16 protein-coding genes are annotated in these 20,872 nt (G+C 75.9%); 8 read left to right on the forward strand and 8 right to left on the reverse strand.

The genetic code is table 11. From position 1 onward, the window contains the following. Nucleotides 1-12 precede the first annotated feature (12 nt). Nucleotides 13-3,282: a BTAD domain-containing putative transcriptional regulator gene (locus tag ACTMS0_RS15025; protein ID WP_441155786.1), complete on the forward strand. Its 3,270-nt coding sequence runs from the start codon at nt 13-15 to the stop codon at nt 3,280-3,282. Between the two features lie 38 nt (nt 3,283-3,320). Here ACTMS0_RS15025 and ACTMS0_RS15030 read toward each other — a convergent pair whose 3' ends face one another. From ACTMS0_RS15030 to ACTMS0_RS15040, 3 genes are read right to left on the reverse strand one after another with little or no spacing between them, the layout of a single operon-like run. Further along, nucleotides 3,321-3,737, reverse strand: coding sequence for an SgcJ/EcaC family oxidoreductase (locus ACTMS0_RS15030; RefSeq protein WP_441155787.1), 417 nt, complete (start codon nt 3,735-3,737; stop codon nt 3,321-3,323). A gap of 50 nt (nt 3,738-3,787) precedes the next feature. Next, nucleotides 3,788-4,177 carry a hypothetical protein gene (locus ACTMS0_RS15035; RefSeq protein ID WP_441155788.1) on the reverse strand — a complete coding sequence of 130 codons (390 nt, stop codon included), beginning with the start codon at nt 4,175-4,177 and terminating at the stop codon, nt 3,788-3,790. After that, the gene (locus ACTMS0_RS15040) at nt 4,174-6,420 is read right to left on the reverse strand and encodes a hypothetical protein (RefSeq protein ID WP_441155789.1); all 2,247 of its coding nucleotides are present in this window, start codon (nt 6,418-6,420) and stop codon (nt 4,174-4,176) included. The genes ACTMS0_RS15035 and ACTMS0_RS15040 overlap by 4 nt, the downstream gene beginning before the upstream one ends. Before the next feature lie 345 nt (nt 6,421-6,765). On the opposite strand from ACTMS0_RS15040, the gene ACTMS0_RS15045 reads away from it, so the two are divergent. Next, nucleotides 6,766-8,082, forward strand: a complete 1,317-nt coding sequence (locus ACTMS0_RS15045) for an acyltransferase family protein (RefSeq protein ID WP_441155790.1) — start codon at nt 6,766-6,768, stop codon at nt 8,080-8,082. A 61-nt stretch (nt 8,083-8,143) separates the two neighbouring features. Next, nucleotides 8,144-9,523 carry an FAD-dependent oxidoreductase gene (locus ACTMS0_RS15050; protein ID WP_441155791.1) on the forward strand — a complete coding sequence of 460 codons (1,380 nt, stop codon included), beginning with the start codon at nt 8,144-8,146 and terminating at the stop codon, nt 9,521-9,523. A gap of 93 nt (nt 9,524-9,616) precedes the next feature. Here the strand turns inward: ACTMS0_RS15050 and ACTMS0_RS15055 are convergent, their stop codons facing one another. From ACTMS0_RS15055 to ACTMS0_RS15065, 3 genes are read right to left on the reverse strand one after another with little or no spacing between them, the layout of a single operon-like run. After that, nucleotides 9,617-10,180 (reverse strand): GerMN domain-containing protein, encoded by a 564-nt coding sequence (locus tag ACTMS0_RS15055; protein ID WP_441155792.1) that lies wholly within the window; start codon nt 10,178-10,180, stop codon nt 9,617-9,619. Beyond that, the gene (locus ACTMS0_RS15060; protein WP_441155793.1) at nt 10,177-11,529 is read right to left on the reverse strand and encodes a sensor histidine kinase; all 1,353 of its coding nucleotides are present in this window, start codon (nt 11,527-11,529) and stop codon (nt 10,177-10,179) included. The genes ACTMS0_RS15055 and ACTMS0_RS15060 overlap by 4 nt, the downstream gene beginning before the upstream one ends. Continuing rightward, complete coding sequence (locus tag ACTMS0_RS15065) at nt 11,526-12,200, reverse strand: response regulator transcription factor (RefSeq protein ID WP_441155794.1); 675 nt, start codon at nt 12,198-12,200, stop codon at nt 11,526-11,528. Before ACTMS0_RS15065 ends, ACTMS0_RS15060 begins: the two co-directional genes overlap by 4 nt. Nucleotides 12,201-12,341: 141 nt before the next feature. Here ACTMS0_RS15065 and ACTMS0_RS15070 point away from each other — a divergent pair, with 141 nt between their 5' ends. The 5 genes from ACTMS0_RS15070 to ACTMS0_RS15090 all read left to right on the forward strand — a co-directional run bounded on the left by ACTMS0_RS15070 (nt 12,342) and on the right by ACTMS0_RS15090 (nt 15,229). Next, nucleotides 12,342-12,689, forward strand: a complete 348-nt coding sequence (locus tag ACTMS0_RS15070) for a hypothetical protein (RefSeq protein ID WP_441155795.1) — start codon at nt 12,342-12,344, stop codon at nt 12,687-12,689. Further along, on the forward strand, nt 12,686-13,234 hold the full coding sequence (locus tag ACTMS0_RS15075) for an STAS domain-containing protein (RefSeq protein WP_441155796.1): 549 nt from the start codon (nt 12,686-12,688) through the stop codon (nt 13,232-13,234). Before ACTMS0_RS15070 ends, ACTMS0_RS15075 begins: the two co-directional genes overlap by 4 nt. Nucleotides 13,235-13,285: 51 nt before the next feature. Beyond that, the gene (locus ACTMS0_RS15080) at nt 13,286-13,582 is read left to right on the forward strand and encodes a BON domain-containing protein (protein ID WP_441155797.1); all 297 of its coding nucleotides are present in this window, start codon (nt 13,286-13,288) and stop codon (nt 13,580-13,582) included. Between the two features lie 75 nt (nt 13,583-13,657). Further along, nucleotides 13,658-14,011: a helix-turn-helix transcriptional regulator gene (locus ACTMS0_RS15085; protein ID WP_441155798.1), complete on the forward strand. Its 354-nt coding sequence runs from the start codon at nt 13,658-13,660 to the stop codon at nt 14,009-14,011. 3 nt (nt 14,012-14,014) lie between these two features. Further along, on the forward strand, nt 14,015-15,229 hold the full coding sequence (locus tag ACTMS0_RS15090) for a PH domain-containing protein (protein ID WP_441155799.1): 1,215 nt from the start codon (nt 14,015-14,017) through the stop codon (nt 15,227-15,229). A 97-nt stretch (nt 15,230-15,326) separates the two neighbouring features. Here ACTMS0_RS15090 and ACTMS0_RS15095 read toward each other — a convergent pair whose 3' ends face one another. Together ACTMS0_RS15095 and ACTMS0_RS15100 are read right to left on the reverse strand one after the other, a co-directional pair. After that, entirely contained in the window at nt 15,327-20,378 is a 5,052-nt protein-coding gene (locus tag ACTMS0_RS15095; RefSeq protein ID WP_441155800.1) for a trypsin-like peptidase domain-containing protein, read from the reverse strand. Beyond that, on the reverse strand, nt 20,375-20,686 hold the full coding sequence (locus ACTMS0_RS15100) for a CU044_2847 family protein (RefSeq protein ID WP_441155801.1): 312 nt from the start codon (nt 20,684-20,686) through the stop codon (nt 20,375-20,377). Before ACTMS0_RS15100 ends, ACTMS0_RS15095 begins: the two co-directional genes overlap by 4 nt. Nucleotides 20,687-20,872: the final 186 nt, after the last annotated feature.

The raw sequence follows: 20,872 nt of genomic DNA on the forward strand, positions 1-20,872 counted from the left end.
TACGGTGACACCATGCGTTTCGGGCTCCTCGGTCCGCTGGGCGTCTGGACGACGGACGGCGCGCCGGTCAACGTGCCCGATTTGAAGGTCCGTGTCCTGCTCGCCGCCCTGCTGGTCCACGAGGGGCACCCTGCGTCGATCGACCGGCTCGTCGAGGACGTCTGGGGGGACCGCCCGCCGGCCAACCCCACCGGAGCGCTCCAGACGAAGGTCTGGCAGCTGCGCCGCGCCTTGAACGCCGCCGAACCCGGTGCCCGGGACCGGGTGGTCTCCCACCCCCCGGGGTACCTGCTGCGCACCGGCCCGGACCCGACCGACGCCGAGCGGTTCACGGCGCTGGTGGAGCGGGCCGCCGCCACGACCGGGCCGGGTGCGCGGGCGGCGCTCCTCGACGAGGCACTCGGGCTGTGGCGCGGTCCGGTGCTGGCCGACTTCCCCGAGGCGCCGTTCGCCACGGCGCTCGCCGCCCGGCTGGACGAGCAGCGGTTGGCCGCCACGGAGGACCGGGCGGAGGCCCGGCTCGCGCTCGGCGAGCACCACCTGCTCACCGGGGAACTCGCCGACCTGGTGGCACGCCACCCGTACCGGGAGCGCCTGCGCGCCCTGCACCTGCGGGCGCTGTACCGGGCGGGCCGGCAGGGTGAGGCGCTGGACTGCTACGACCGGTTCCGCCGGCGGCTCGCCGACGAGCTGGGCGTGGACCCGGGCCCGGAGCTGGTCGCCCTGCACCGGGCGATCCTGTCGCACGACCCGGCGCTGCTCGCCCCGCCGGCGACGACCGGTCCGGTCACGGTCGCGCCGGCACCGCCGGCCTCCGCGACCGCGCCGGAGGTACGGGGAAACCTGCCCGTCCCGCTGACCGACCTGGTGGGCCGGGAGGCGGCGGTACGGGACATCCACGACCTGCTCGACGCCGCCCGGCTGGTGACCCTGGTCGGCTCCGGCGGGGTGGGCAAGACCCGCCTGGCGGTCGCGGCGGCCCACCAGCTCGCCGGGGACTACCCGGACGGGGTGTGGCTGGTCGAGCTGGCGGCCCTGCGCCGCGCCGACGAGGCGGCGCTGGCCGCGTCCGTCCTCGCGGTGCTCGGCGTCCGCGAGAGCGTGGAGCTCGCCCCCGCCACGCCGGCCGAGCACCTGGTGGAGGCGCTTCGCGGTCGCACGCTCCTGCTGGTGCTGGACAACTGCGAGCACGTCGTCGAGCCCGTCGCCGAGCTGGCCGACCGGGTGCTGCGGCACGCGCCGGGCGTCCGCCTGCTGGCCACCAGCCAGGAGCCGCTGGGCGTGGCCGGGGAGCAGGTGTGCGCCGTACCCCCGCTGGCCCTGCCGGACCCGGCAGCCGGCGACCCGGCGGTGCTCGCCCGCGCCAGCGCGGTCCGGCTCTTCGTCACCCGCGCGACCGCCGCCGCTCCCGCCTTCGCGCTCGACGAGACGAACGCCCGCGACGTCGCCGAGCTGTGCCACCGGCTCGACGGCATCCCGCTCGCACTGGAGCTGGCCGCCACCCGGGTCCGGTCCCTGGGTGTCCGCGGCCTGCTGACGCGGCTCGACGACCGGTTCCGGGTGCTGACCAGCGGGCACCGGGGCGCCCCGCCCCGCCAGCAGACCCTCCGCGCGATGATCGACTGGAGCTGGGAGCTGCTCGGCGAGCCCGAGCAGGTGGTGCTGCGGCGGTTGGCGGTGCACGCGGACGGGTGCGCGCTGGAGGCCGCGGAGGCGGTGTGCGCCGACGACGGCCTCCCCGCCGACCAGGTGCTCGAGCTGCTGGCCCGACTGGTCGACCGTTCGCTGGTGGTGATGGCGGAGACGCCGGCCGGGCCACGGTACCGGCTGCTCGAGTCAGTGGCCGCGTACTGCGTGGAGCGGCTGCGCGAGGCCGACGAGGTGGCCGCCGTCCGCCGCCGCCACCGGCGGTACTACGCGGCGCTGGCGCGGCGGGCCGACGAGGCGCTGCGCGGCCCCGAGCAGCGGCAGTGGCTGGCCCGGCTCGACCAGGAGAGCGCCAACCTGCGCCACGCGCTGGACGGCGCGGTGGCCGACGGCGACCCGGTGGGGGCGCTGGAGCTGACCACCGCGCTGGCCTGGTACGGCTACCTGCGCGGCCGGCTGCGGGAGGCACGCCGGTCGATCGAGGCCGCGCTCGCCGTACCCGGCCCCGCCCCGGAGACGCTGCGGGCCGCGGCGGCCTGCTGGCGCGCCGGGCTGGCGCTGCTGGAGGGCGGCGGTGACCACGCGCCGCTGGTCGCCCCGGCGCTCGCCGGCTGGCCGTCCGGGGCGGACCCGGCGGGGCGGGCACGGGCGACCTGCTTCCTCGGGCTCGCCCTGCTCAACACCGGCGACGTGGCCAGCAGCGCGGCCCTCGTCGACGAGGTGCTGCCGGAGTTCGAGCGGCTCGGCGACCGGTGGGGCGTGGCCACCGCGCTGAGCCTGCGGGCCAACCAGGCGCAGGCCCGGGGCGAGTTGGCCGCGGTCCGCCGGGACGCCGAACGCAGCGTCGCCCTCTTCCGCGAGCTGGGTGACCGGTGGGGCCAGTTGCAGGCGTCCTTCCCGCTCAGCTCCCGCGCGGAGGCGACCGGGGACTACGCGGAGGCGGCCCGGCTGCACCGGGAGAGCCTGCGGATGGCCGAGGAGCTGGGGCTGTGGCTGGAGGCGGCGGACCGGCTCTCCGGCCTGGGCCGCATCGCGCTGCTGGCCGGCGACTACGACCGGGCGCGCGAGTTCCACGAGCGGGCGCTCCGGCTGGCCGCCGAGCAGAACTGCAAGCCCGGTGAGCTGTACGCGCAGATCGGGCTGGGGCTCGGGGCCCGCCGGGAGGGCCGCCTCAGCGAGGCGGAGGAGCTGCTGCGGGGCGTTCTGGAGTGGACCCGGCAGCCGGGCCTGGACGCCGAGGTCGTGCGGGCGCTGCTCCTGGCGGAGCTGGGGTTCGTCGCCGAGCTGCGTGGCGCCGCGTCAACCGCGCGCGACCTCCACGCCGAGTCGTTCGCCGTGGCGACCGCCATCGGCGACCCGCGCGCGCAGGCGCTGGCGCTGGAAGGGCTGGCGGGTGCGGCGGCCATCGACGGCCGCCCCGCGGACGCGGCCCGGCTGCTCGGCGCGGCGGCGGTGGCGCGGGCCTCGGTGGGCGCGCCGCTGCCGGACGGGGAACGCGGGGACGTGGACCGGATCACCGCCGCCGCCCGTGCGGCGCTGGGCGCTGCGGCGTTCACCGAGGAGTTCGACCGGGGCACGGCGCTGCGGCCGGAGCAGGCGTACGGGTCGGTGGCGGCCGTGGGTCGGCCGGCCTGACCGGCCGGGCGGCCACGCCACCACCCGGCCGGAGTCGCTCAGCCGTCGGTGGTGCCCTTCGAGTTCTGGTACGCGGCGATGTGCCACCGCCCGTCGCGCCGCACCACCGTGGACGTGGCGAGGAAGCCGCGCTCCGGGACGATCCCGCTCTCGCCCTCCAGCAGCACGCTGCCCCGCGTCACCAGCAGGGCGATGTCGCCGGCGAGGAAGCGGACGTCGAGGGGCTCGACGTGCACCCGCGTCCCCGCGTACGGGCCGGCGAACCCGGCGGCCATGAACGCCCGGATCCCGTCCCGACCCTTCATGTAGGAGTCACCGATGAGGGTCCCGTCCTCGGTGAAGATCGCCGCGAAGCCGTCGGCGTCGTTGGCCGCCCAGGCGGCCATGATGCGGGCCGCCACGTCCCGCACCGCCGTCTCGTCGTCGGTCAGCACGGCGGTGTCGCCTGCGGACATGTCCTACCTCCTCGTGGTCCCACCGGCACGCCGAGCGGCGTGGGTGCGTCTCAACAGGTGATCCGGGCGTCCGGCGAGGTCAGGTAGCCCATCATGTTGGGATCCCAGACGACGGCCCGGTACGTCCAGGTGCCGCTGCCCCGGCAGGCGAAGTCGAGCCGGTTGACGGTGCCCGGGTCCATCCAGCGCTCCAGCACGGTCCGCCAGCCGGTGTCGGTCGACTGCCAGCGCATCAGCCAGAAGATGGCGTAGACCGTGCAGCCGTTGGTCGCCACGCTGCGTACGGACACGCCGGTCGGGCTCAGCGTCGGGGTGCTCGGTGCGGTCACGCACGTCGCCGGCGCGGTGTCCGCCCGCACCGGGGCGGGGCCGAGGGTGGCCGCCGCCAGCGCGCAGACGGCGATGAGCGCCGCGCACGCGATCCGGGTGATCAGCCTCATGGTTCCTCCTGTCCGGTGCGCCGCTCGGGCGCGTACCGGTAGGCGTCGACGATGGTCTGCTCCAGCCGGTTGCCGTCGGTGTCCACCAGGACGGCCCGCAGCGACAGCGACGCCGCGCCCGACGGGGTGGCCACCACCGCCCGGTGGCCGGCGCCGCCCGACGGCACCAGGTGCGCCCGACGCCACGTGCGGCCTCCGTCACCGGAGACCTCGACCGTGAGCTCCCGTACGGCGCCGACCCGGGCGCCCGGCTGGGACATCACCGTCACCGGCAGCACCGTCACCCGTCCGTGGCGTACCCGGTTGTGGTCGTCGACCGGCGGTGCGTACCGGACCGCCCAGAGCGGGAACGACTCCCCCTCCTCCCCCGTCGTGTCGGAGCGGAAGGTCCACACCGAGTCCACCCGCGTGGACAGGTCGGAGAAGGACGGCCGGGTCGTGCGCTTCTCCACCCGGAACGTCCCGGGCCCGGGCGGAACCTCCGCCTCGAGGTTCCCGGCGCCGGAGCGGGCGAGCAGCACGCCGTCGCGGTACAGCAGCGTGGACGCGGTGTCGGTCAGCGACCCGCCCCGGTGCGAGTCCTGGTCGGAGTACATCGGGACGCCGAACCAGACGGTGTCGCCCCGCCGGCCGGCGTGGCCCGCGAAGTCGAACATCGGCCCGAACACCGCCGCGTTCCACCGGTCGGTGTACCTGTGGCCGGCCCGGTAGCTCCGGTAGCCCTGGCCGAGGGCGGTGACCTCGGTGGGCAGCCCGCCGGGCCCCGGGACGTTCTCCCCGAAGGCGCCGCTCCACTGGGTGTCCCCCGCGTCGAGCAGGTGGGTGGTGCGGGCCGGCAGGCGGAACGGCAGCAGGGCGGCCAGCGTGCCGGTCACGCCGGGGGCCGTCGCGAAGTGGGCCTTGGTCGCCGGCCGGCCGGGCACCTGCGCGACGAGTCGGGTGTCGACGGCGCCGAGGTCCCTCTCGTCGACGGTCCGCTCGAAGCCGGTGAAGAAGCCGCCGGGGCGGGTGTCCAGCAGGCCGTACGTGTACGGGGTGTCCGCGAAGTCACCGCGTGGCCCGGGCACCCCCCAGGTGGAGGCGAGGTACCCGGTCATCTGCGTGGCATCGACGTCCCCGCCGATCTGCCCGGCGTACAGGCCGTCGAAGCCGTCCGTCGCGAGCGAGAGGGCGAACCCGGGGCGCTCGCCGTCGCGCCGCTCGAAGCCGAGATCCACCAGCGCGGTACGGGCGTCGGGCCGGGGGACGGAGGTGCGTACCGGAGCGGACCGCCGCGCGTCCACGGTCACCGTGGCGTCCCGGTCGAGGACCAGCTCGGGCTGGACCAGCCGGTGCCACGTGGAGTCGGTGTCGCCGAAGTCGACCACGTCGGCGACCAGGACGTACGTCCCCCGGGGCAGCTCGGCGGAGGACGCCCCGCCCGTGCTGCTCAGCACCGCCCGCACCTCGCCGGTGAGGTCGAGGACCATCGTCTCGGCGACACCGCTCGCCCGCCCGTCCGGGCCGACGTGGCGCACCGTCAGCGTGTGGGTCTCGGCCGGCGTCGCCGCGCCGCCCGACGTGGCGGTGCTCCCCGGCCCGGACGCGCCGCCCGACGTGGCGGTGCCCTCCGGCGCGGACGCGACGGCTGTCGCGGTGTCGAGCCGGATCCGCGCGAGCTGCGACCGCTGGGCCCGGATCGCCGCCCACGCCGCCGGGGCCGCCGACTTCGTGACGGTCACCGCGCCGGCACCCGCGTGCGGTACGCGGGCGGTGGTGCGCAGACCCGGCCCGGTGAGCCCGGCCGCCGGGTCGGCGCCGCGTCGGGTGACGAGCAGGCGCAGCGCGGGGCTCCGCGCGTCGTCGTACCCCGCGCGGACCAGTTCGGTGACGTCGAACAGCCGCCGGTCCAGCAGGCCGGCGGTGACCAGCGGACGCGCGTCCTCCGGAAGCACGAGACGCCGGTCGCCCGAGCGGAGGCTGGTGAACCGGATCCCGGCCCGGCCGGCGGCCGGCGTGACGCTCAGCTGCGCACCGTCGGCCGAGGTGGTGACCCGGTCGCCGGTGAGCAGCGTGACCGTGTACCGGGCCGGCGCCGCCGACGGCGGGCCGGCCGACGCGGACCGCTGGACGCTCGACCCGACCGCGCCCGCCGCCGTCGCTCCCGAGTGGACACCGGGTGTCGCATTCCCCGGCCGGGTCCCGGCGGCCGGGGCGGCGAGAGCCGGCGGGGCGGTCAGCGTCAGGACGGCGGTCAGCAGCACGGAAACCAGCGCCCGCCCGGTCCCGCGACCTGGTCGACCTGTGCCGTCCGGTGACCGCTCCCCGCCCACGTCCCGCACCTCCGCGCTCGACCGGCCACCGGCCGGCGCGCGCCGGGCGGTGACCGGTGTCCCTCGTCCGCATCGTTCTCCGGCCGTCCTGCGGCGCGCATCTTCCACCGTGCGCTTTCCCGGGTCCGCTCCGCCGGCTGCGCACGGTGGAAGATGCGCCGTACCCGGTCGCGGCCGCACGATCCGACGGTGTGGAGGGCGGACGCGAGGGAGCCTCCGCATCGACCAGGCGGCCGTGACCACCCCGGTGGGCACGGCCGCGGTGAGGAGCCGGTGATGACGGCGGTACGCGAGGGCGGAACAGGGAGACGGGCGAGGACCTTCTTTCCGGAGCTGGAGGGATTACGCGGAGTCGCCGCGGTGATGGTGATGCTGACCCACGTGGCGCTCACCACCGGCGTGATCGCCTCCGACATGTACGGCGCGCCCGGCAATCCGGTGGCCGGGCCGGTGCTGAACACGATGGACGTCAGCGTGCCGATCTTCTTCGTCCTCTCCGGGCTGGTGCTCTACCGGCCGCTCGCCCTGGCCACGCTCACCGACCGGCCGGCGATGCCGCTGCGGCCGTACTTCCGGCGGCGGGCGCTGCGGATCCTGCCGGCGTACTGGCTGCTGACAGTCGTCGCGCTGGTGGTGCTGAACGCCGACGCCGTGGACGGGCCGCGGGACGTCCTGTTCCCCCTGCTGTTGCTGCAGGTCTACGACCCGGCCACGATGCCGACCGGCATGGAACAGACGTGGAGCCTCGCCACCGAGGTCGCGTTCTACCTCACGCTCCCCCTGGTGGCGTGGGCGCTGCGTCGGTGGGCGCGCCGGGTCGCCGACCCGGCCGCGCGGGTACGGCGGATCGTGCTGCCGCTGGGCGGCGTCGTGCTCGTCGGCGCCGGGTTCGCCGCGTACCACCACCTGCCGTCCATGGGTCCCTTCCCGACCCAGCACCTGTGGCCCACCGAGTACGTGGGCTACCTGGCCGCCGGCATGATCGTGGCGACCCTGTCGGCGGCCGCCGAGGTGGCACCCGGGCGACAGCCGGCGGTGTACCGGTTCCTCGGCCGGTTCCCCGGCCTGGCGTGGCTCGGTGCGCTGGCGGCGTACGCGCTGGCCTGCTCACCGCTCAGCGGCCCGAACGAGATGAACTACCCGCCGCTCGGCGCGGCGATGGTCGACCACACCCTCTACCTGGTGATCGCCGTGCTGGCGGTGGCGCCGCTGGCCCTGCCGACCGGACGTCCCCGGTACATGCGCGCCGTGCTGGCGAACCCGGTGGTGGCCTTCCTCGGCCGGATCTCCTACGGGGTCTTCCTCTGGCACGTGTTCCACCTGTGGCTCTGGTTCGGCCTCACCGGCGCGCCGCTGGGCACGGGCAACTTCTGGCTGGTGACGGCGACGGTCCTCGGCGCCAGCGTGGTGACGGCGACCGCGAGCTGGTACCTCGTCGAGCGGCCGGCCATGCGGCTGCGGCCCTGGCTGGGCCGCGCCCCGGTCGATCCCGGCGCTGAGGCGCCCCGGACGGTGCCGGAGCAGCCGGTCGTCGCCGCTGCGCTGCCGCAGTGGGCCGCCGAGACGGCCGCGCCGGCCACGCCGGTGAACTGACCAGGCCGGACCGGCGGTACGCGGGCGGGAGGTCCGCCCGGTGGGAACGGAGGGAGAGGCGATGAGCGGGACCCCGAGGGACAGGGCCGTCGTCCTGGGCGCGAGCATGGCCGGGCTGTTCGCCGCGAAGGTGCTGGCGGAGGCGTACCGGGAGGTGATCCTGGTGGACCGGGACCGGTTCACCGACGGGGCGGCGCCGCGCCGCGGGGTTCCGCAGGGCCGGCACCTGCACGGGCTGCTCGCCCGGGGGCAGCGGGCCATCGAGGAGCTGTTCCCGGGGTTCACCGCCGAACTGACCGCCTCGGGCATGCGCTCCGGTGACCTGGGCACCCGGATCCGCTGGTACTTCGACGGCCGGCGCCTGGCCCCGACGGAGACCGGCCTGCTGGTGGTCGGCGGCTGGCGGCCGGGAATCGAGGCCCTGGTACGACGGAAGGTCCTCGCCCTGCCGGGGGTACGGCTGGTCGACGGCACCGACGTCGTCGCGCCGGTCACCGCGGCGGACGGCACCCGGGTCACCGGCGTCCGGATCCACCGCCGGGACGGGGACGCCCCGGAGGTGCTCGACGCCGACCTGGTGGTGGACGCGACGGGCCGCGGCTCGCGGACCCCGACCTGGCTCGCCGAGCTGGGGTACCCGGCGGTCCCGGAGGAGCGCGTCAAGATCGGACTGACGTACACCAGCGCCCGGTTCCGGTTCCGCGACGACCCGTTCCACGGCGACGTCTCGATCAACCCGGTGGCCACGCCGGCCCACCCGCGCGGGGCGTTCCTGGCCACCCTCGGCGAGGACCGGGGGCTGCTCTCGCTGACCGGCGTCCTCGGCGACGAGCCGCCGACCGACCGGGAGGGCTTCCTCGCGTACGCGGCGTCGCTGCCGGTGCCCGACGTGATCGACGCGGTGCGGGACGCGGAGTTCCTCGACGAGCCGGTCTCGTTCCGCTTCCCGGCGAGCGTCCGACGGCGGTACGAGCGGCTGCCCCGCGTGCCGGACGGGCTGCTCGTGGTCGGCGACGCGCTCTGCACGTTCAACCCCGTCTACGGGCAGGGCATGACGGTCGCCGCGCTGGAGGCGTTGCTCCTGCGCCGGCACCTGGCCGCCGTGGCCGCGCCGCGTCCGGGCAGGTTCTTCGCCGAGGTCGCCCGGCTCCTGGACGCGCCGTGGGAGGTCGCGGCGGGCGGCGACCTCGCCCACCCCGGGGCGGAGGGCCGGCGCGGGCTCATGGTGCGGATCGCCAACGCGTACCTGGCGCGGGTGCAGGCCGCGGCGACGCGGGACGCGCGGGTCACCGACGCGTTCCTGCGGGTGGCCGGCCTCATCGACCCGCCCCAGGCGATCATGCGGCCGTCGGTGATGCTGCGGGTGCTGCGCCGGGGCGGCCGGCCGGCGGCGCCGGTCCGGGCGGACGCTGCCCGGCCGACGGCCGACGACCGCACCTGAGTCCCGGCCCGCCGGAACGCCGGGCGGGTGCGGGACCAGGTGTGGGGTGCGGCCCCGCCGTGGCGCGGCCGCCGCGAGGTCCCCGACGGTCTCTCAGCCGGGACGGGTCAGTTCGGCGTAGTCGGCGGCGGTGAGGGGCGCCTGCGACAGCGCCCCGTCGGCGCGGGGCACCCCGAGCGGCTGCCCGTCGCGCAGGAACGACACCGCGTCGACCTCCGCGCGCGCGGTGAGGGTGCAGACGATCTGCCCGAACGCGAGGACCTCGTCGCTGCGGCCGATCTCGTCGCCCGCCTCGGGCACCTCGACCTCGGCCCGCGTACCGGCGAGCCGCGCCCCCACGACGGTCACCCCGCCGGGCAGCGCGGTGGTGAGGCCGGTGTCGCGCTCGGCCTGGTTCGGGCCGGCGAGCAGATGCTGGAGCTGGCGGTCGAGCGTCGGCGGCGTGTCGATCCGCCGGACGACGGGCACGAGGCGGTCGTCGCGGACGAAGCACAGCACCTCGTCCACCTGGCCGGCCGGGGCGGTGGAGGTGGCCGTACCCGGGGTGGGGAACGGACCGGGCGGCACCTCCACGGCGCGCGGCCGGTCGTCGGTGGGGACGCCGCAGCCGGCGAGGAGCACGGCCAGCAGGACGGCCGCCGCCGCCCGGGCGGTCACTCGACACTCCCCGGCAGTTCCACCCGGAAGCGGGCGCCGCCGCCGGGCCGGTCCCCCACCGTCGCGCGCCCGCCGTGCGCGGCGGCGTGCTGCGCGACGATGGCCAGCCCGAGGCCGGTGCCGTCGGTCCCGGCGCGGGCGTGGGCGGCGCGACCGCGGACGAAGCGGTCGAAGATGCTGTCGCGGTCCTCCTCCGGTACGCCCGCGCCCGCGTCGTCCACCTCGACCACGCCGGTGCCGCCGTCGACGGACAGGCGCACCGCGACCGGGCCGCCGCCGTACCGGTCCGCGTTGTCGAGCAGGTTCACCAGCAGCTGCTCGGTACGCCGCCGGTCGACCCGCCAGCCGGTCCGGGTGTCCGGCTCGACGCGCACCAGGTCCTCGGGGAGCGCCCGGGCGCGGCACACCTCGCGGGCGAGCGCCGCCACGTCCACGTGCTCCCGGTGGGCGGGCTGGTCGGCGCGGGCGAGTTCGATGAGGTCGTTGACGAGTTGCTGGAAGCGGTCGATCTCGTCGGCGACCAGTCCCGCCGCGGTGGCCGTCCGCTCGTCGTGGTGGTCGCGGCGGCGGGTGAGGACGCTCGCCGCAGCGGAGAGGGTCTGCAGCGGCGAGCGCAGCTCATGGCTCACGTCGGCGGCGAAGCGGCGGTCCCGCTCGATGCGCCCCGCCAGTTGGTCGACCATGTCGTTGAACGAGGTCGACAGGCGGGTCAGGTCGGGGTCGGTGGTCGGGGTCAGGCGGGTGGCGAAGTCGCCGGCGGCGATCTTCTCGGCGGCGTCCGCGACCGCCGTCAGCGGGCGGAGGCTGTGCCGCGTCACGTACCAGCCGAAGGCCGCGCCGGAACCCGCCACCATGATCGCCACGGCGGTCAGCGCCAGGGCGAGCACCTGGAAGGTCTCCTCCAGCTCGCGCAGCGAGGTCAGCTCGTAGTAGGTCGCCCGGTCCGACAGCGGCACACCGACCAGCAGGGTGGGCTGCCCGGCCAGCCGCACCCGCTGCACCGCGGGCTGGCCGGTGCGCACGCGCTGGTGCAGCGCCTCGGGTACGCCGGTCGCGGCGGTCTCGGCGGTACGCGCGTACCAGGAGCCGTCCAGGTGCAGCAGCGGGCGCCGGGCGCTGCCGGTGTCCAGCGACCGCAGCACCTCGACGACGTCGGGGCGCTCGGTGTCCAGCCCGGTACGCACCACCGCCGCGTCGAAGTACGCCGCCCGCACCGCGGTGCGTTCCCGCTCGTCGAGCAGGGACCGCCGGGTCAGGTCGTACGAGATCAACGCCATCGACGCGGCCAGCAGCGCGGCGCCGACGGCGAACCCGGCCGTCACCCGCGCGCGGAGCCCGAGCCGTCTCATCGCTGGAGCTTGTAGCCGAGCCCGCGCAGGGTGACCAGGTGCCGCGGGTTGGCCGGTTCCGCCTCGATCTTCTGCCGCAGCCGCCCGACGTGGACGTCGACGAGGCGCTCGTCCCCGGTGTCGTACCCCCAGACCCGCTGGAGCAGCTGCTGCCGGGACAGCACCCGGCCGGCGTGCTCGGCCAGCTCGCAGAGCAGCCGGAACTCGGTCCGGGTCAACGGCACCGGCTGCCCGGCCCGGCGTACCTCCCCCGCGTCGGGGCTGATCTCCAGGTCGCCGATCACCTGCACCGGCACCGGCGCGGTCAGGGCCCGCCCCCGGCGGCGCAGGGCCCGCAGCCGCGCCGACAGCTCCTTGATGGCGACCGGCTTGACCACGTAGTCGTCGGCGCCGGCCTCCAGCGCCGCGACGATGTCGTGGGTGTCGTCGCGGGCGCTGACCACGACGATCGGGACGTCGTCGTCCCGGCGCAGCTGCCGGATGCACTCAAACCCATCCAGACCGGGCAGCATGAGGTCGACCAGGACGTAGTCCGCCGGCTCCGAACGCTGGAGGCGCAGCCCCTCCTCGGCGGTCGCCGCGCCCCGCGCGGCGTACCCCTCCTCCTCGAGCGCGAGCAGAAGCGCCAGCCGGATACGGTCGTCGTCCTCGATCACCAGTACGGCTGTCATACCGGAATCATCCCTGCCAGCACGGCAGGCGCCCACCTCCGGTGCATCACCGGCGGATTTGTCACGTGACTGTCATACAACCGCGCGGGCCGCTACAGGATCGACTTGGAGGGTGTAAGGCATGCCCGAAGGGAAGCGTCGATGACCGGCAACGCACTCGTCCACGCCCTCGTCGTCGGGCTCGCCGTCGGTGCGCTGGGGCGGCTCGTCCTCCCGGGACGGCCGGTCGCCCCGGTCTGGCTGACCCTGGCGGTGGGCGTCGGCGCCGCGCTGCTCGGCACCATCACCGCCCGGGTCGCCGGGGTCGACGTGGCCGCGCCCAGCCTGCTCCGGCTGGCCGTCCAGGCGGGCTTCGCCGGTACCGCGGTCGTGCTCGCCGTCGCCGCGGCGGGGCGGGCGCCGCGGTCGGCGGACCGCGCCACGAACCGGTGGCGGCCCGCCACCGACCCGACCACCGTGCCGGCGGACCAGGAAGGGAAGCACCGATGACCGTGGTCCCGGACGAGAACACGATGACCCTGATCTGCGACGGCTGCGGCGACACGGCCGCGAGCACGGCCGTCGTCCTGCCCGACGCCGAGGTCGTCTGGACCCTGGTGTCCGAGCACGGGTGGACCGGATCCCCGTTCGCCACCGGCCCGCACCGGTGCCCGCGGTGCACCCCGCTCCCCACCGCCGGAAAGGCTGCGGCCGGCCTGCACCACCTCGGGATCGACGACCTCGACGAGATCGACGATCCGGTGCCGGTCACCGCCGAGCCGGGGACGGACGCGCTGCGCGCGGCACTCGCGGAGGCGGAGGAACACGACGGCTGGGTGACGGTCGACCTCTCCGCCGTCGCGCACATCGACTCCGTCGGCCTCGGACTGCTGGTCCGCGCCCGGCAGGAGGCGCGCCAGCGGGGCCTGGTGCTGTGCCTGGGCGACCCCTCCCGGTTCGTGCTGACCGTGCTGCACACGATGCGCCTGCAGGCCGCGTTCCCGGTGGTCGCGGCCCGGTCCGGCAGCGCCACCGAGCCCGAGGTGCTTGTCTGAGCGGGTACGCCGTTCCTCCCGCAACCCCGTCCCGAGGATGAGGACAGCAACATGGTCATGCCCTGGCCCCTGCCCGAGAACGACCCGTTCCACCCCGCGTGGGACCCGCCGCAGCCGGACGACGAGGACACGCGGCTGGCGGCGCTGGCGGCGCAGCGGCTCAGCATCGACTGGACGACCCGCCGTCAGCAGATCACGGTGATGGTGCAGAACCGCGTGGTGATCCTCGCCGGCACGGTCGCCGACGCGGACGCCCGCCGGGCGGCCGGGGAGCTCGCCTGGGACGTCCCCGGAGTCGCCGACGTCTGCAACACCCTCCGGGTGGTGGAGCGGCGCCGGCGCCGCTGACCGCCCCCGCCGGCCCGCCGACGTCGTCCGATTGCCGACACCTTCCACTGTGGTGAGTCGGTCTTAGAATGGGCCATGGCCCGGCCCCGGATCACCAGCGCCCTGCTCGACGTGCTCGGGCTCCTGCTCGAGGCGTGGGACCAGCAGACCGAGGTGCACGGCTGGCAGATCATGCGGTCGGTGCGGCGCTCGGGCCCGACGGTCTACGCGGTGCTCGACCAGTTGGAGGACGCCGGCTGGATCACCGGGACGTGGCAGCCACTGCCGGCCGGCGCTCCGGCCCGACCCCGGCGGCGGTACTACCGGCTCACCGCCAGCGGCGCCGAGGCCGCCCGCCGCGAGGTGCTCGCGCCGGCCCGGGTGCCACCGCCGCGCCCGCGCCCGGCTCCCGGCTTCGGCCGGCACGGACACCCCAGGCCGGCGGTCTGACCGGTGGGCACGGTGGAGGTGGTCCTGGCGCTGGTGCTGGGGCTGGTCGTCAACGAGATGACCGACCTGTCGCCGTGGCTCGGCCGGAAGCTGGTCACGTGGTCGGCCCGGCTGCGCTACCGGGACGACCCGAGGGCGGAGGTGCGCGCCGAGGAGCTCGCGGCGGTCATCAACGACCGCCCCGGCAAGCTGTTCAAGCTCGGCACCGGGCTGGGCTTCCTCTCCTCCGCCCTGCTCGCCCGGCTGCGCCGGCTCGTCGGCCGGGAACCGGGCGCCGAGGACGCGGTCGGCGACGACCTGCTGGGCGCCCGACCGGTCCTGCCACTGGAGGACGAGCCCACGCCCGGGGTCGCCCGGTACCTGTTCCCCACCGAGCGGTACCGGGGCGAGTGGCGCCGGCACTGGATCCACCCGCTCAAGAGCATCGGCGTGGTCACGATCTACGCCGTGCTCGGCGTGCTGGCCGCCGAGCGGCGCATCGAGCCCCGGTACACCGGCTGGGTGATCGCCGTGGTGCTGGTGGTCGCGGTGCTGCTGGTCGCGCACCGTGGCCTGGCGTGGTATCTCGGCCGGTTCGTGATCACGAACAAGCGACTCATGTCCACCGAGGGCGTGTTCGTCCGCCGGGTGGGCATGATCCCGCTGCTGCGCGTGACCGACATGCGCTACGTCCAGTCGCCGCTCGGCCGCCTGCTCAACTACGGCTCGTTCCAACTGGAGTCGGCGAGCCGGCGCAACGCCCTGCGCCGGGTGGTCGACCTGCCCAACCCCAACGAGCTCTATCTGCGCCTGGTCGAGGAGATGTACGAGCCGGACGCGGTGGAGGCCCGCCTGGGCGGCGAGGTGACGGACCTGCACGGCGACACCGACGATCTGTCCGACCTGGACCTCGCCTTCGGCCCGCACACCGCGCCGTCGTCCGGGTACGGCGAGGCGCCGCTCGAGCCGTACCGGCCGGTCGACCTGCCCGACCCGGCGGCGGTACGGCGGGAGGTGATCCTGCGGGTCGCCGAGCTGTCCACCCAGCTGACCGCGCTGGCCGAGGCGATCCGCCGGCTCGATCCCGGACCGGACGGGGTCGCCGGACGCGCCCCGGACCCGTCGGTCGCCGAACCGGAGGAGACGCCCCCGGTCATCTCCGCCGACCCGCCGGTCACCCGGCCGGTCCTGCGCCCCCGGCGGCCCCGCGCCGACCCGCTCGCCGACACCGGCGAGTGACCGCCGCGACGTGACCCTGACCTGCGCATCCAAGGGAAGGACGACATGGCCGACGATCCGTCCGGCCGGAGCCGGGTGGTCGCCACCGGCCCCCGACCTAGGTTGCCGGGCCGCGCCCCTCGGCGGTCCGGCCCGCCTCGACGTACCGGGCGTGCTCGACGAAGTCCGTCACCTCGGCGGCCGTCACCTCGTACAGCCGCCGGCACTGACGGTCCACCGCGACGTGTCCCCCCTCCGGGGCGGGCACGTTCGCGACGATCCCCCGCCCGCACCGGTCGCAGTGGACCCGCGGCCGCCACCGCGGTGCCCGGCCCGCGACCGACACCAGCCGCCCGGCGGTACGCGTCATCCGCCGCGCGGTCATCGCCAGCGTTTCCGTGTCGATGGTCAGGTCGTGGTCGCATCGCAGGCAGGTCCACCGGGCCTGCCGGGTGCCGTCGCCGCTGGTGACGTCGAACGGCACACCGCAGTGCGGACACTCCAGCCGGCACTGCCACGGCGCGGACGTCCCGTCCCCCGCGCGGGGGGCCGGAAGGGATGGCAGCGGAACGCCCACCCCGACGACCGGTTCCGGGTCCGGGGCGGGGTCGCCCTCAGCGAGGCCGGAGGCCAGCTTGCGGCGGACGTGACGCCACACCGGGTCGTCGACCGGCTGGCCGGCGAGCCGCCGCTCGGCGAGGGCCCGCAGCGCGTCCCGCCGGTCGTCGTCCGGGTACGCGTCCCACAGCCGGACCCACAACGGTGCGAACGCGTCGGGCGGCTCCTCCGGCAGCAGCGCCAGGGACACCTGCCAGCCGTGGTCGTCCGGCTCGACCGACAGCAGCCTGCGCCACACGATCCGCCACGCCGGGGTGCGATCGACGGCGGCCAGCAGCCGGCGCATCGACCCGGCCACGTCGGGTCGGGTCCGCAGCAGCTCCTCCAGGTCGTCGGCGAACCCGTACACGCTGTGCAGCGGGATCCCGCCGGTCAGGACCACGCGCAGCGGTGCCGGGTCGGCGGGGTCGGCGGCCACCAGGCTCAGCGTGATCGGGCGCCACGCGGCGGTGCCGCCGCCGCGGGCCAGCCAGGCGACCACCACCGCGCGGAACGACGGGTCGCGAACCAGCGCGGCGCACGGCCCCTCCTCGACCGCGACCCGCCACAACGGACGCGCCGCGAACGCGGTCGACCCCGCCGTGGCGAACCACGCGCGGACAACCGTGGCCAGCTGCGCCGCGTCGAGCTGGTCGACGGTCGCGAAGAACACCCGGAGCCAGCCCTTGTCGTCGGCCGATCGCAGGAGCCAGGGCAGCGCGAGCGCGGCGCCCCGGTCGACGTCGAGCAACGGCCGGGCGGCCGCGTAGGTGCGGGCCCAGCCCGGTCGCGGTGCAGACAGCCACTCCTCGACACAGGCCAGCAGTCGCCGCCGCACGGCCGGGGACGTCTCCGCCGCCAGGCTGGCGGAGAGCACGTGCCCGGCCGCCCCGTCGTCGGGGTGGTCCCGAACCCAGGTCACGAAGACGTCGACGACCTCGTCGGCGTCGTCGGGTGGCGCCGCCCGCAGGATCTGGCCCGCCAGCAGCCACCAGGCCGCAGTCAGGCCCGGCCGGTCCCGCAGCCACCGGAACGTGTCGCGCGCCGCGCCCGGGCGCCCCGGTGCCGCCGTGACCTGGAGCAGCCAGTAGCGCGTGTAGACGCAGCTGTGCTCCTCCCCGCACGCAGTCAGGTGGCCCGCGCCGAGCCGGCGCAGCTCGTCGTCCGGCTCGCCGGTGCTGCGGCACAGGTGGGTGTACACCCAGTGCCAGGCCGCAGGCGCTCGCTGCCCCCGCAGCCAGGTCAGCGCCGCGACCCGCACCTGCGGGTCCCGCACCCAGGTCTCCGGCAGCAGCGTGAACAGCCGCGCCCAGCCCCGACCGTCGTGCGACAGCAGGTGGCGCACCTTCCCGGCCAGGCGGGGGTCCACGTCGTCGCACCGCTCGAGGTGGGTGTGCAGCAGTTCGCGCCGCTCCTCCCCGTCCAGCCACGGCCGGTCCACCCACTGGGCGAGGGCGGTTCCGGCGAGGCGTTCCGCCGGGAAGGCCCGGACCCACGCCTCCAGGGCGGGCCGCAGCATCGGCGGCACCGGCCCGGTGAGGACCTCCTCGTAGACCGTCCGGTGCTCGGGGCGGGGGTCGGCCGCCAACCAGTCCCGGACCAGTCCCCGGTGGATCGGCGCGGCGAGCGGGCTCCGGCCCCGCATCCGGTTGCGGTCCCGCCGGTACAGGGCCGCGACCACCGGGGCCAGCGGCGCGTCGACGGGGAGCTCACCGGTCACCAGCCGGTGGGCGAGCCGGACGAGGGGACCGTTGTCGGCGGCGGTCTCCAGCACGTCGGCTAGCAGCATGGCCGCCGCGGGTTGCCGCGCCAGGGTGGTCTCGATGACCTGGGCGAGCAAATCGACGTCGCGGGACAATGCCCTACGCCGGACGAGCGGGCCCGCGACCGTCAGCCAGCCCTCCCACTCCAGGTGCCGTTGCAGGTACGCCCACACCTCGGCATCGACGCCCGGGTTGTCCAGCTCGACCAGTGCCCGCAGCAGCTCGTCCATGCCCTGGTCCGGCGGTCCGTCGAGCCGGACGATGGCGCACTCCCGGGGCCGCCGGTCGGAGCGGGACGGCCAGACCTGGTGCTCGATGCGGATCCACTCGGCGAGCACCGGGCTGGCGAGGTCGGCGAGCTCGGGACCGAGCCGGTCGGCCACGTCCGCCAGCGCCGACCGCACGGACGCCTGCGGGGCACGGGCGGCGGCCACGTCCCGTTCCCCCGCCGCCGGCCCCGCCCCGCCGCCCGCCGCGGAGCGCAGCCGACGCAGCAGGGGCACGGCGGCCCACCCACGGGGTACGGCCGCGAGCGCTTCGAGCAGCGCGTCCCGCAGGTGTGCGGTCCGCTCCGGCTCGCGCGTACCGGGCGGGAACCACACCTCGTACATCAGGTCGGCGACGTGCGGGTGGGCGAACCAGTAGCCGGGCCGGCCGCCCTCGCCGGAGAGCTGGACGTGCATGTCCTCCCGGTAGGCGGCGAACGCCTGCCGGGTCTCCTCCGACAACGCGTCGACGGCCTCCTGGGGGTAGCCGACGTACAGCCGGTTGACCGCGAGCAGGTGGGCGAAGAAATCGGCGAGCTCGGGCAGCCCCTGGCTGGTGATGCGCCGCTGGAACCGCTCGGCGTACTCCTCGATGCCTTCCCCGCTGCGCCACTCCAGGAACAGTTGGGCCGGCAGCGGAACGCCTCGCCGTGGCACCGGAGGTGGCGCCGCGCCGGTGCGGGCGGTGTACCAGGTCCGCAGCTGCTCGGTGAACTCCGGCCGGTACGGATCCAGCGCCATGCCGCCGACGAGCACGTGCCGGCGGTACTCGGCCACGAACTCGGCCCGGTGCTCGGTGGGGGCACAGCAGACGAAGACCGGCAGGTCCAGGGTGGACCCGGTCTGCCGGCGGTGGGCGAGGGCGTGGAACACCTCCGGCCACGCCGCCCGCCCGTCGTCCTCGGTCCAGGACAGCGGGTCGTCGACGCCGACGACGACGTGCCGCGCGGGGGACAGCTCGCCGGCCCACCGGGTGGCCCGGCTCAGTCGCGTGCCGGCGGGTGGGAGCAGCACCGAGACGCCGGACCGCGCGTTGAGCCGCGCGAGGAGTTGCAGCAGCAGCACGCTCTTGCCCGCCCCGGACGGCCCGGTGATCCAGAACATCGGCACGACGGACCGGCCCGTGCGCGCCGACTCCACGACCGCCTGCTCGTACCACGACCAGTACGCGCGTTCGAACTCGTCGAGGACGTCGGTGGCGGCGAAGTACCCGTGCTCGAGGTGGTAGAGGGTCGGCTGCCGGTTGACCAGGTAGCCGTGGTCGTCCCGGGTCACCGTGGCCGGCTGACGGTGGGCCGCCGTCAGCGCGGTCACCTCGGTCGGTGCGCCGCGGGTGAGGATCCGCTCCAGGCCGGCTTCCAGGTCGGCGGCGTCGGCGCCCCGGGTGAAGACCTCCCGCACCAGCCGCTCCGCGGTCCGTGCCGGCGCGTCCCACCCGGCGTTGTTGAGCAGGGCGATCACCTCGCCGGCCGGGTCCCGGTCGAACATCGGCGGGTCGAGGCGGTCGCGCATCCCGCGCAGGGTCTCCTCGACGTCGTACCGGTCGTCGTCGCCGACGTCGGCCAGCCGCGCGGCGAGCCACCGGTCGATCTCCGCCACCGGATCGGCGAGGACGGTGCCCGGCGCCTCGATCAGGTACCGGGGCCGCCGGAGGTGCGTCGGCAGCGCGGCCGCCGTCGCGTGCACCCGGGCGAGCCGATCGAGCATCGACCGGAGCGAGCCGGCGGTGAGCGGCGTGGCGGCGGCCAGCCGGTACACCGGTTCCTCAGCGGCCGACCGGCGCGCCTGCCGGCGGATCCGGTCGGCCAGCCGTTCCGGATCGGTCGCGCTTCCGCCGCTGAGGGCGGCGGCCAGCACCGCGTACGCCTGCACGGCAACCGTTTCCGGCCGGCACAGTTCGTCCGGAAGGTCGGGGTCCTCGGCCAGCTCGTCGAGCAGCCGCCGCAGGTCCTCGCGCCAGCCGACCGGCGCCTGGACGGGCCGGTGCAGCCCGAGGTGGTCGAGGACGTCCCCGACCGGCACCGCGTACAGCACGTTGCTCGCCCGCCGGGCACCGGAGGCCGTGATGCGCTCCCGGACCTGCTCGACAAGCACACCCACCACGGCGCCGTCGACCGTCACGGCGGCGCCCGAGTAGCCCTGGTACTCCCCCAGCTCCTCCGCCACCGCCAGTTGCAGCACCACCATCTCGTGCCGCTGAGCGTTCACCACGCGGTGGTCCACCGCGGACACCGTGCCGGTCAGCTGGACGGACGCGGGTTCCGGACGCGCGGTCACCCGCCAGGGAGCGCCGGGTGCCGCGGGCCCGCCGACCCGCATCGGCGGGTCCGGCGCCGGCTCGGCGAGGGTCAGCGTGGCGGCGTCGATCTCCGGGACCGCCCGGACGGCCGCCACGTCGACGCGGCGGCCGGTCTCCGTGACGAACGCCAACTCGTCGACCCGCCGGTCCCGGACCACGTGCGCCGCGGTCAGGACCGTACGCTCGGTCAGCAGGAAGCCGCAGCCCCGGACCTTCGCCCCGGCGAGGACGCACCCGTCGCTCATGTCCGGCTGAACGTGACCGTCACCTCGAAGGTCGCCTCGGCACCGGCCCGCGACAGCAGGACTCCCGCGTCGGCGGTGAGCGTGACGCCGAACGTCGCGGACAGCTCGCTCACCCGCCAGTGCGGCCGTTCCGGAAGCTGGTCCAGGTCGGCGTTCACCACCTGCGCGCCGGCCACGACCGCGGCCCGCAGCTCGTCGAGCCGGTCGCGGAGCCGTTCCGTGACGTTCGCGCCCCAGGCGATCTCCCGCCCACCGTCGGTCTCGACGACCTGCACGAACACGTCTTCCGGCACGGTGGACTCGGACAACTCGCGCACCCCTCGGTCACCACTGTGGAGCACCCAGCGTACCGATCACGCGACCGATCGGGATACCGCGAGCTGTCGGGTGCCCGACCGATGCGGGTGTCCCGCGCCACCGGCGGAGGTGACATCGAGGGGGATCCGGCATGAAGCTCGGCATCCCCCCACCTACCGGCCCCTTCCCTTCAGTGG

Source organism: Micromonospora sp. H33 (assembly GCF_052068455.1).
GTDB lineage: Bacteria > Actinomycetota > Actinomycetes > Mycobacteriales > Micromonosporaceae > Micromonospora.

Coding starts and splice junctions, on each gene's coding strand:
- ACTMS0_RS15025 (WP_441155786.1), top strand. CDS start 13: ATGCGTTTCGGGCTCCTCGGTCCGCTGGGCGTCTGGACGACGGACGGC.
- ACTMS0_RS15030 (WP_441155787.1), bottom strand. CDS start 3,737: ATGTCCGCAGGCGACACCGCCGTGCTGACCGACGACGAGACGGCGGTG.
- ACTMS0_RS15035 (WP_441155788.1), bottom strand. CDS start 4,177: ATGAGGCTGATCACCCGGATCGCGTGCGCGGCGCTCATCGCCGTCTGC.
- ACTMS0_RS15045 (WP_441155790.1), top strand. CDS start 6,766: ATGACGGCGGTACGCGAGGGCGGAACAGGGAGACGGGCGAGGACCTTC.
- ACTMS0_RS15050 (WP_441155791.1), top strand. CDS start 8,144: ATGAGCGGGACCCCGAGGGACAGGGCCGTCGTCCTGGGCGCGAGCATG.
- ACTMS0_RS15060 (WP_441155793.1), bottom strand. CDS start 11,529: ATGAGACGGCTCGGGCTCCGCGCGCGGGTGACGGCCGGGTTCGCCGTC.
- ACTMS0_RS15065 (WP_441155794.1), bottom strand. CDS start 12,200: ATGACAGCCGTACTGGTGATCGAGGACGACGACCGTATCCGGCTGGCG.
- ACTMS0_RS15070 (WP_441155795.1), top strand. CDS start 12,342: ATGACCGGCAACGCACTCGTCCACGCCCTCGTCGTCGGGCTCGCCGTC.
- ACTMS0_RS15075 (WP_441155796.1), top strand. CDS start 12,686: ATGACCGTGGTCCCGGACGAGAACACGATGACCCTGATCTGCGACGGC.
- ACTMS0_RS15080 (WP_441155797.1), top strand. CDS start 13,286: ATGGTCATGCCCTGGCCCCTGCCCGAGAACGACCCGTTCCACCCCGCG.
- ACTMS0_RS15085 (WP_441155798.1), top strand. CDS start 13,658: ATGGCCCGGCCCCGGATCACCAGCGCCCTGCTCGACGTGCTCGGGCTC.
- ACTMS0_RS15095 (WP_441155800.1), bottom strand. CDS start 20,378: ATGAGCGACGGGTGCGTCCTCGCCGGGGCGAAGGTCCGGGGCTGCGGC.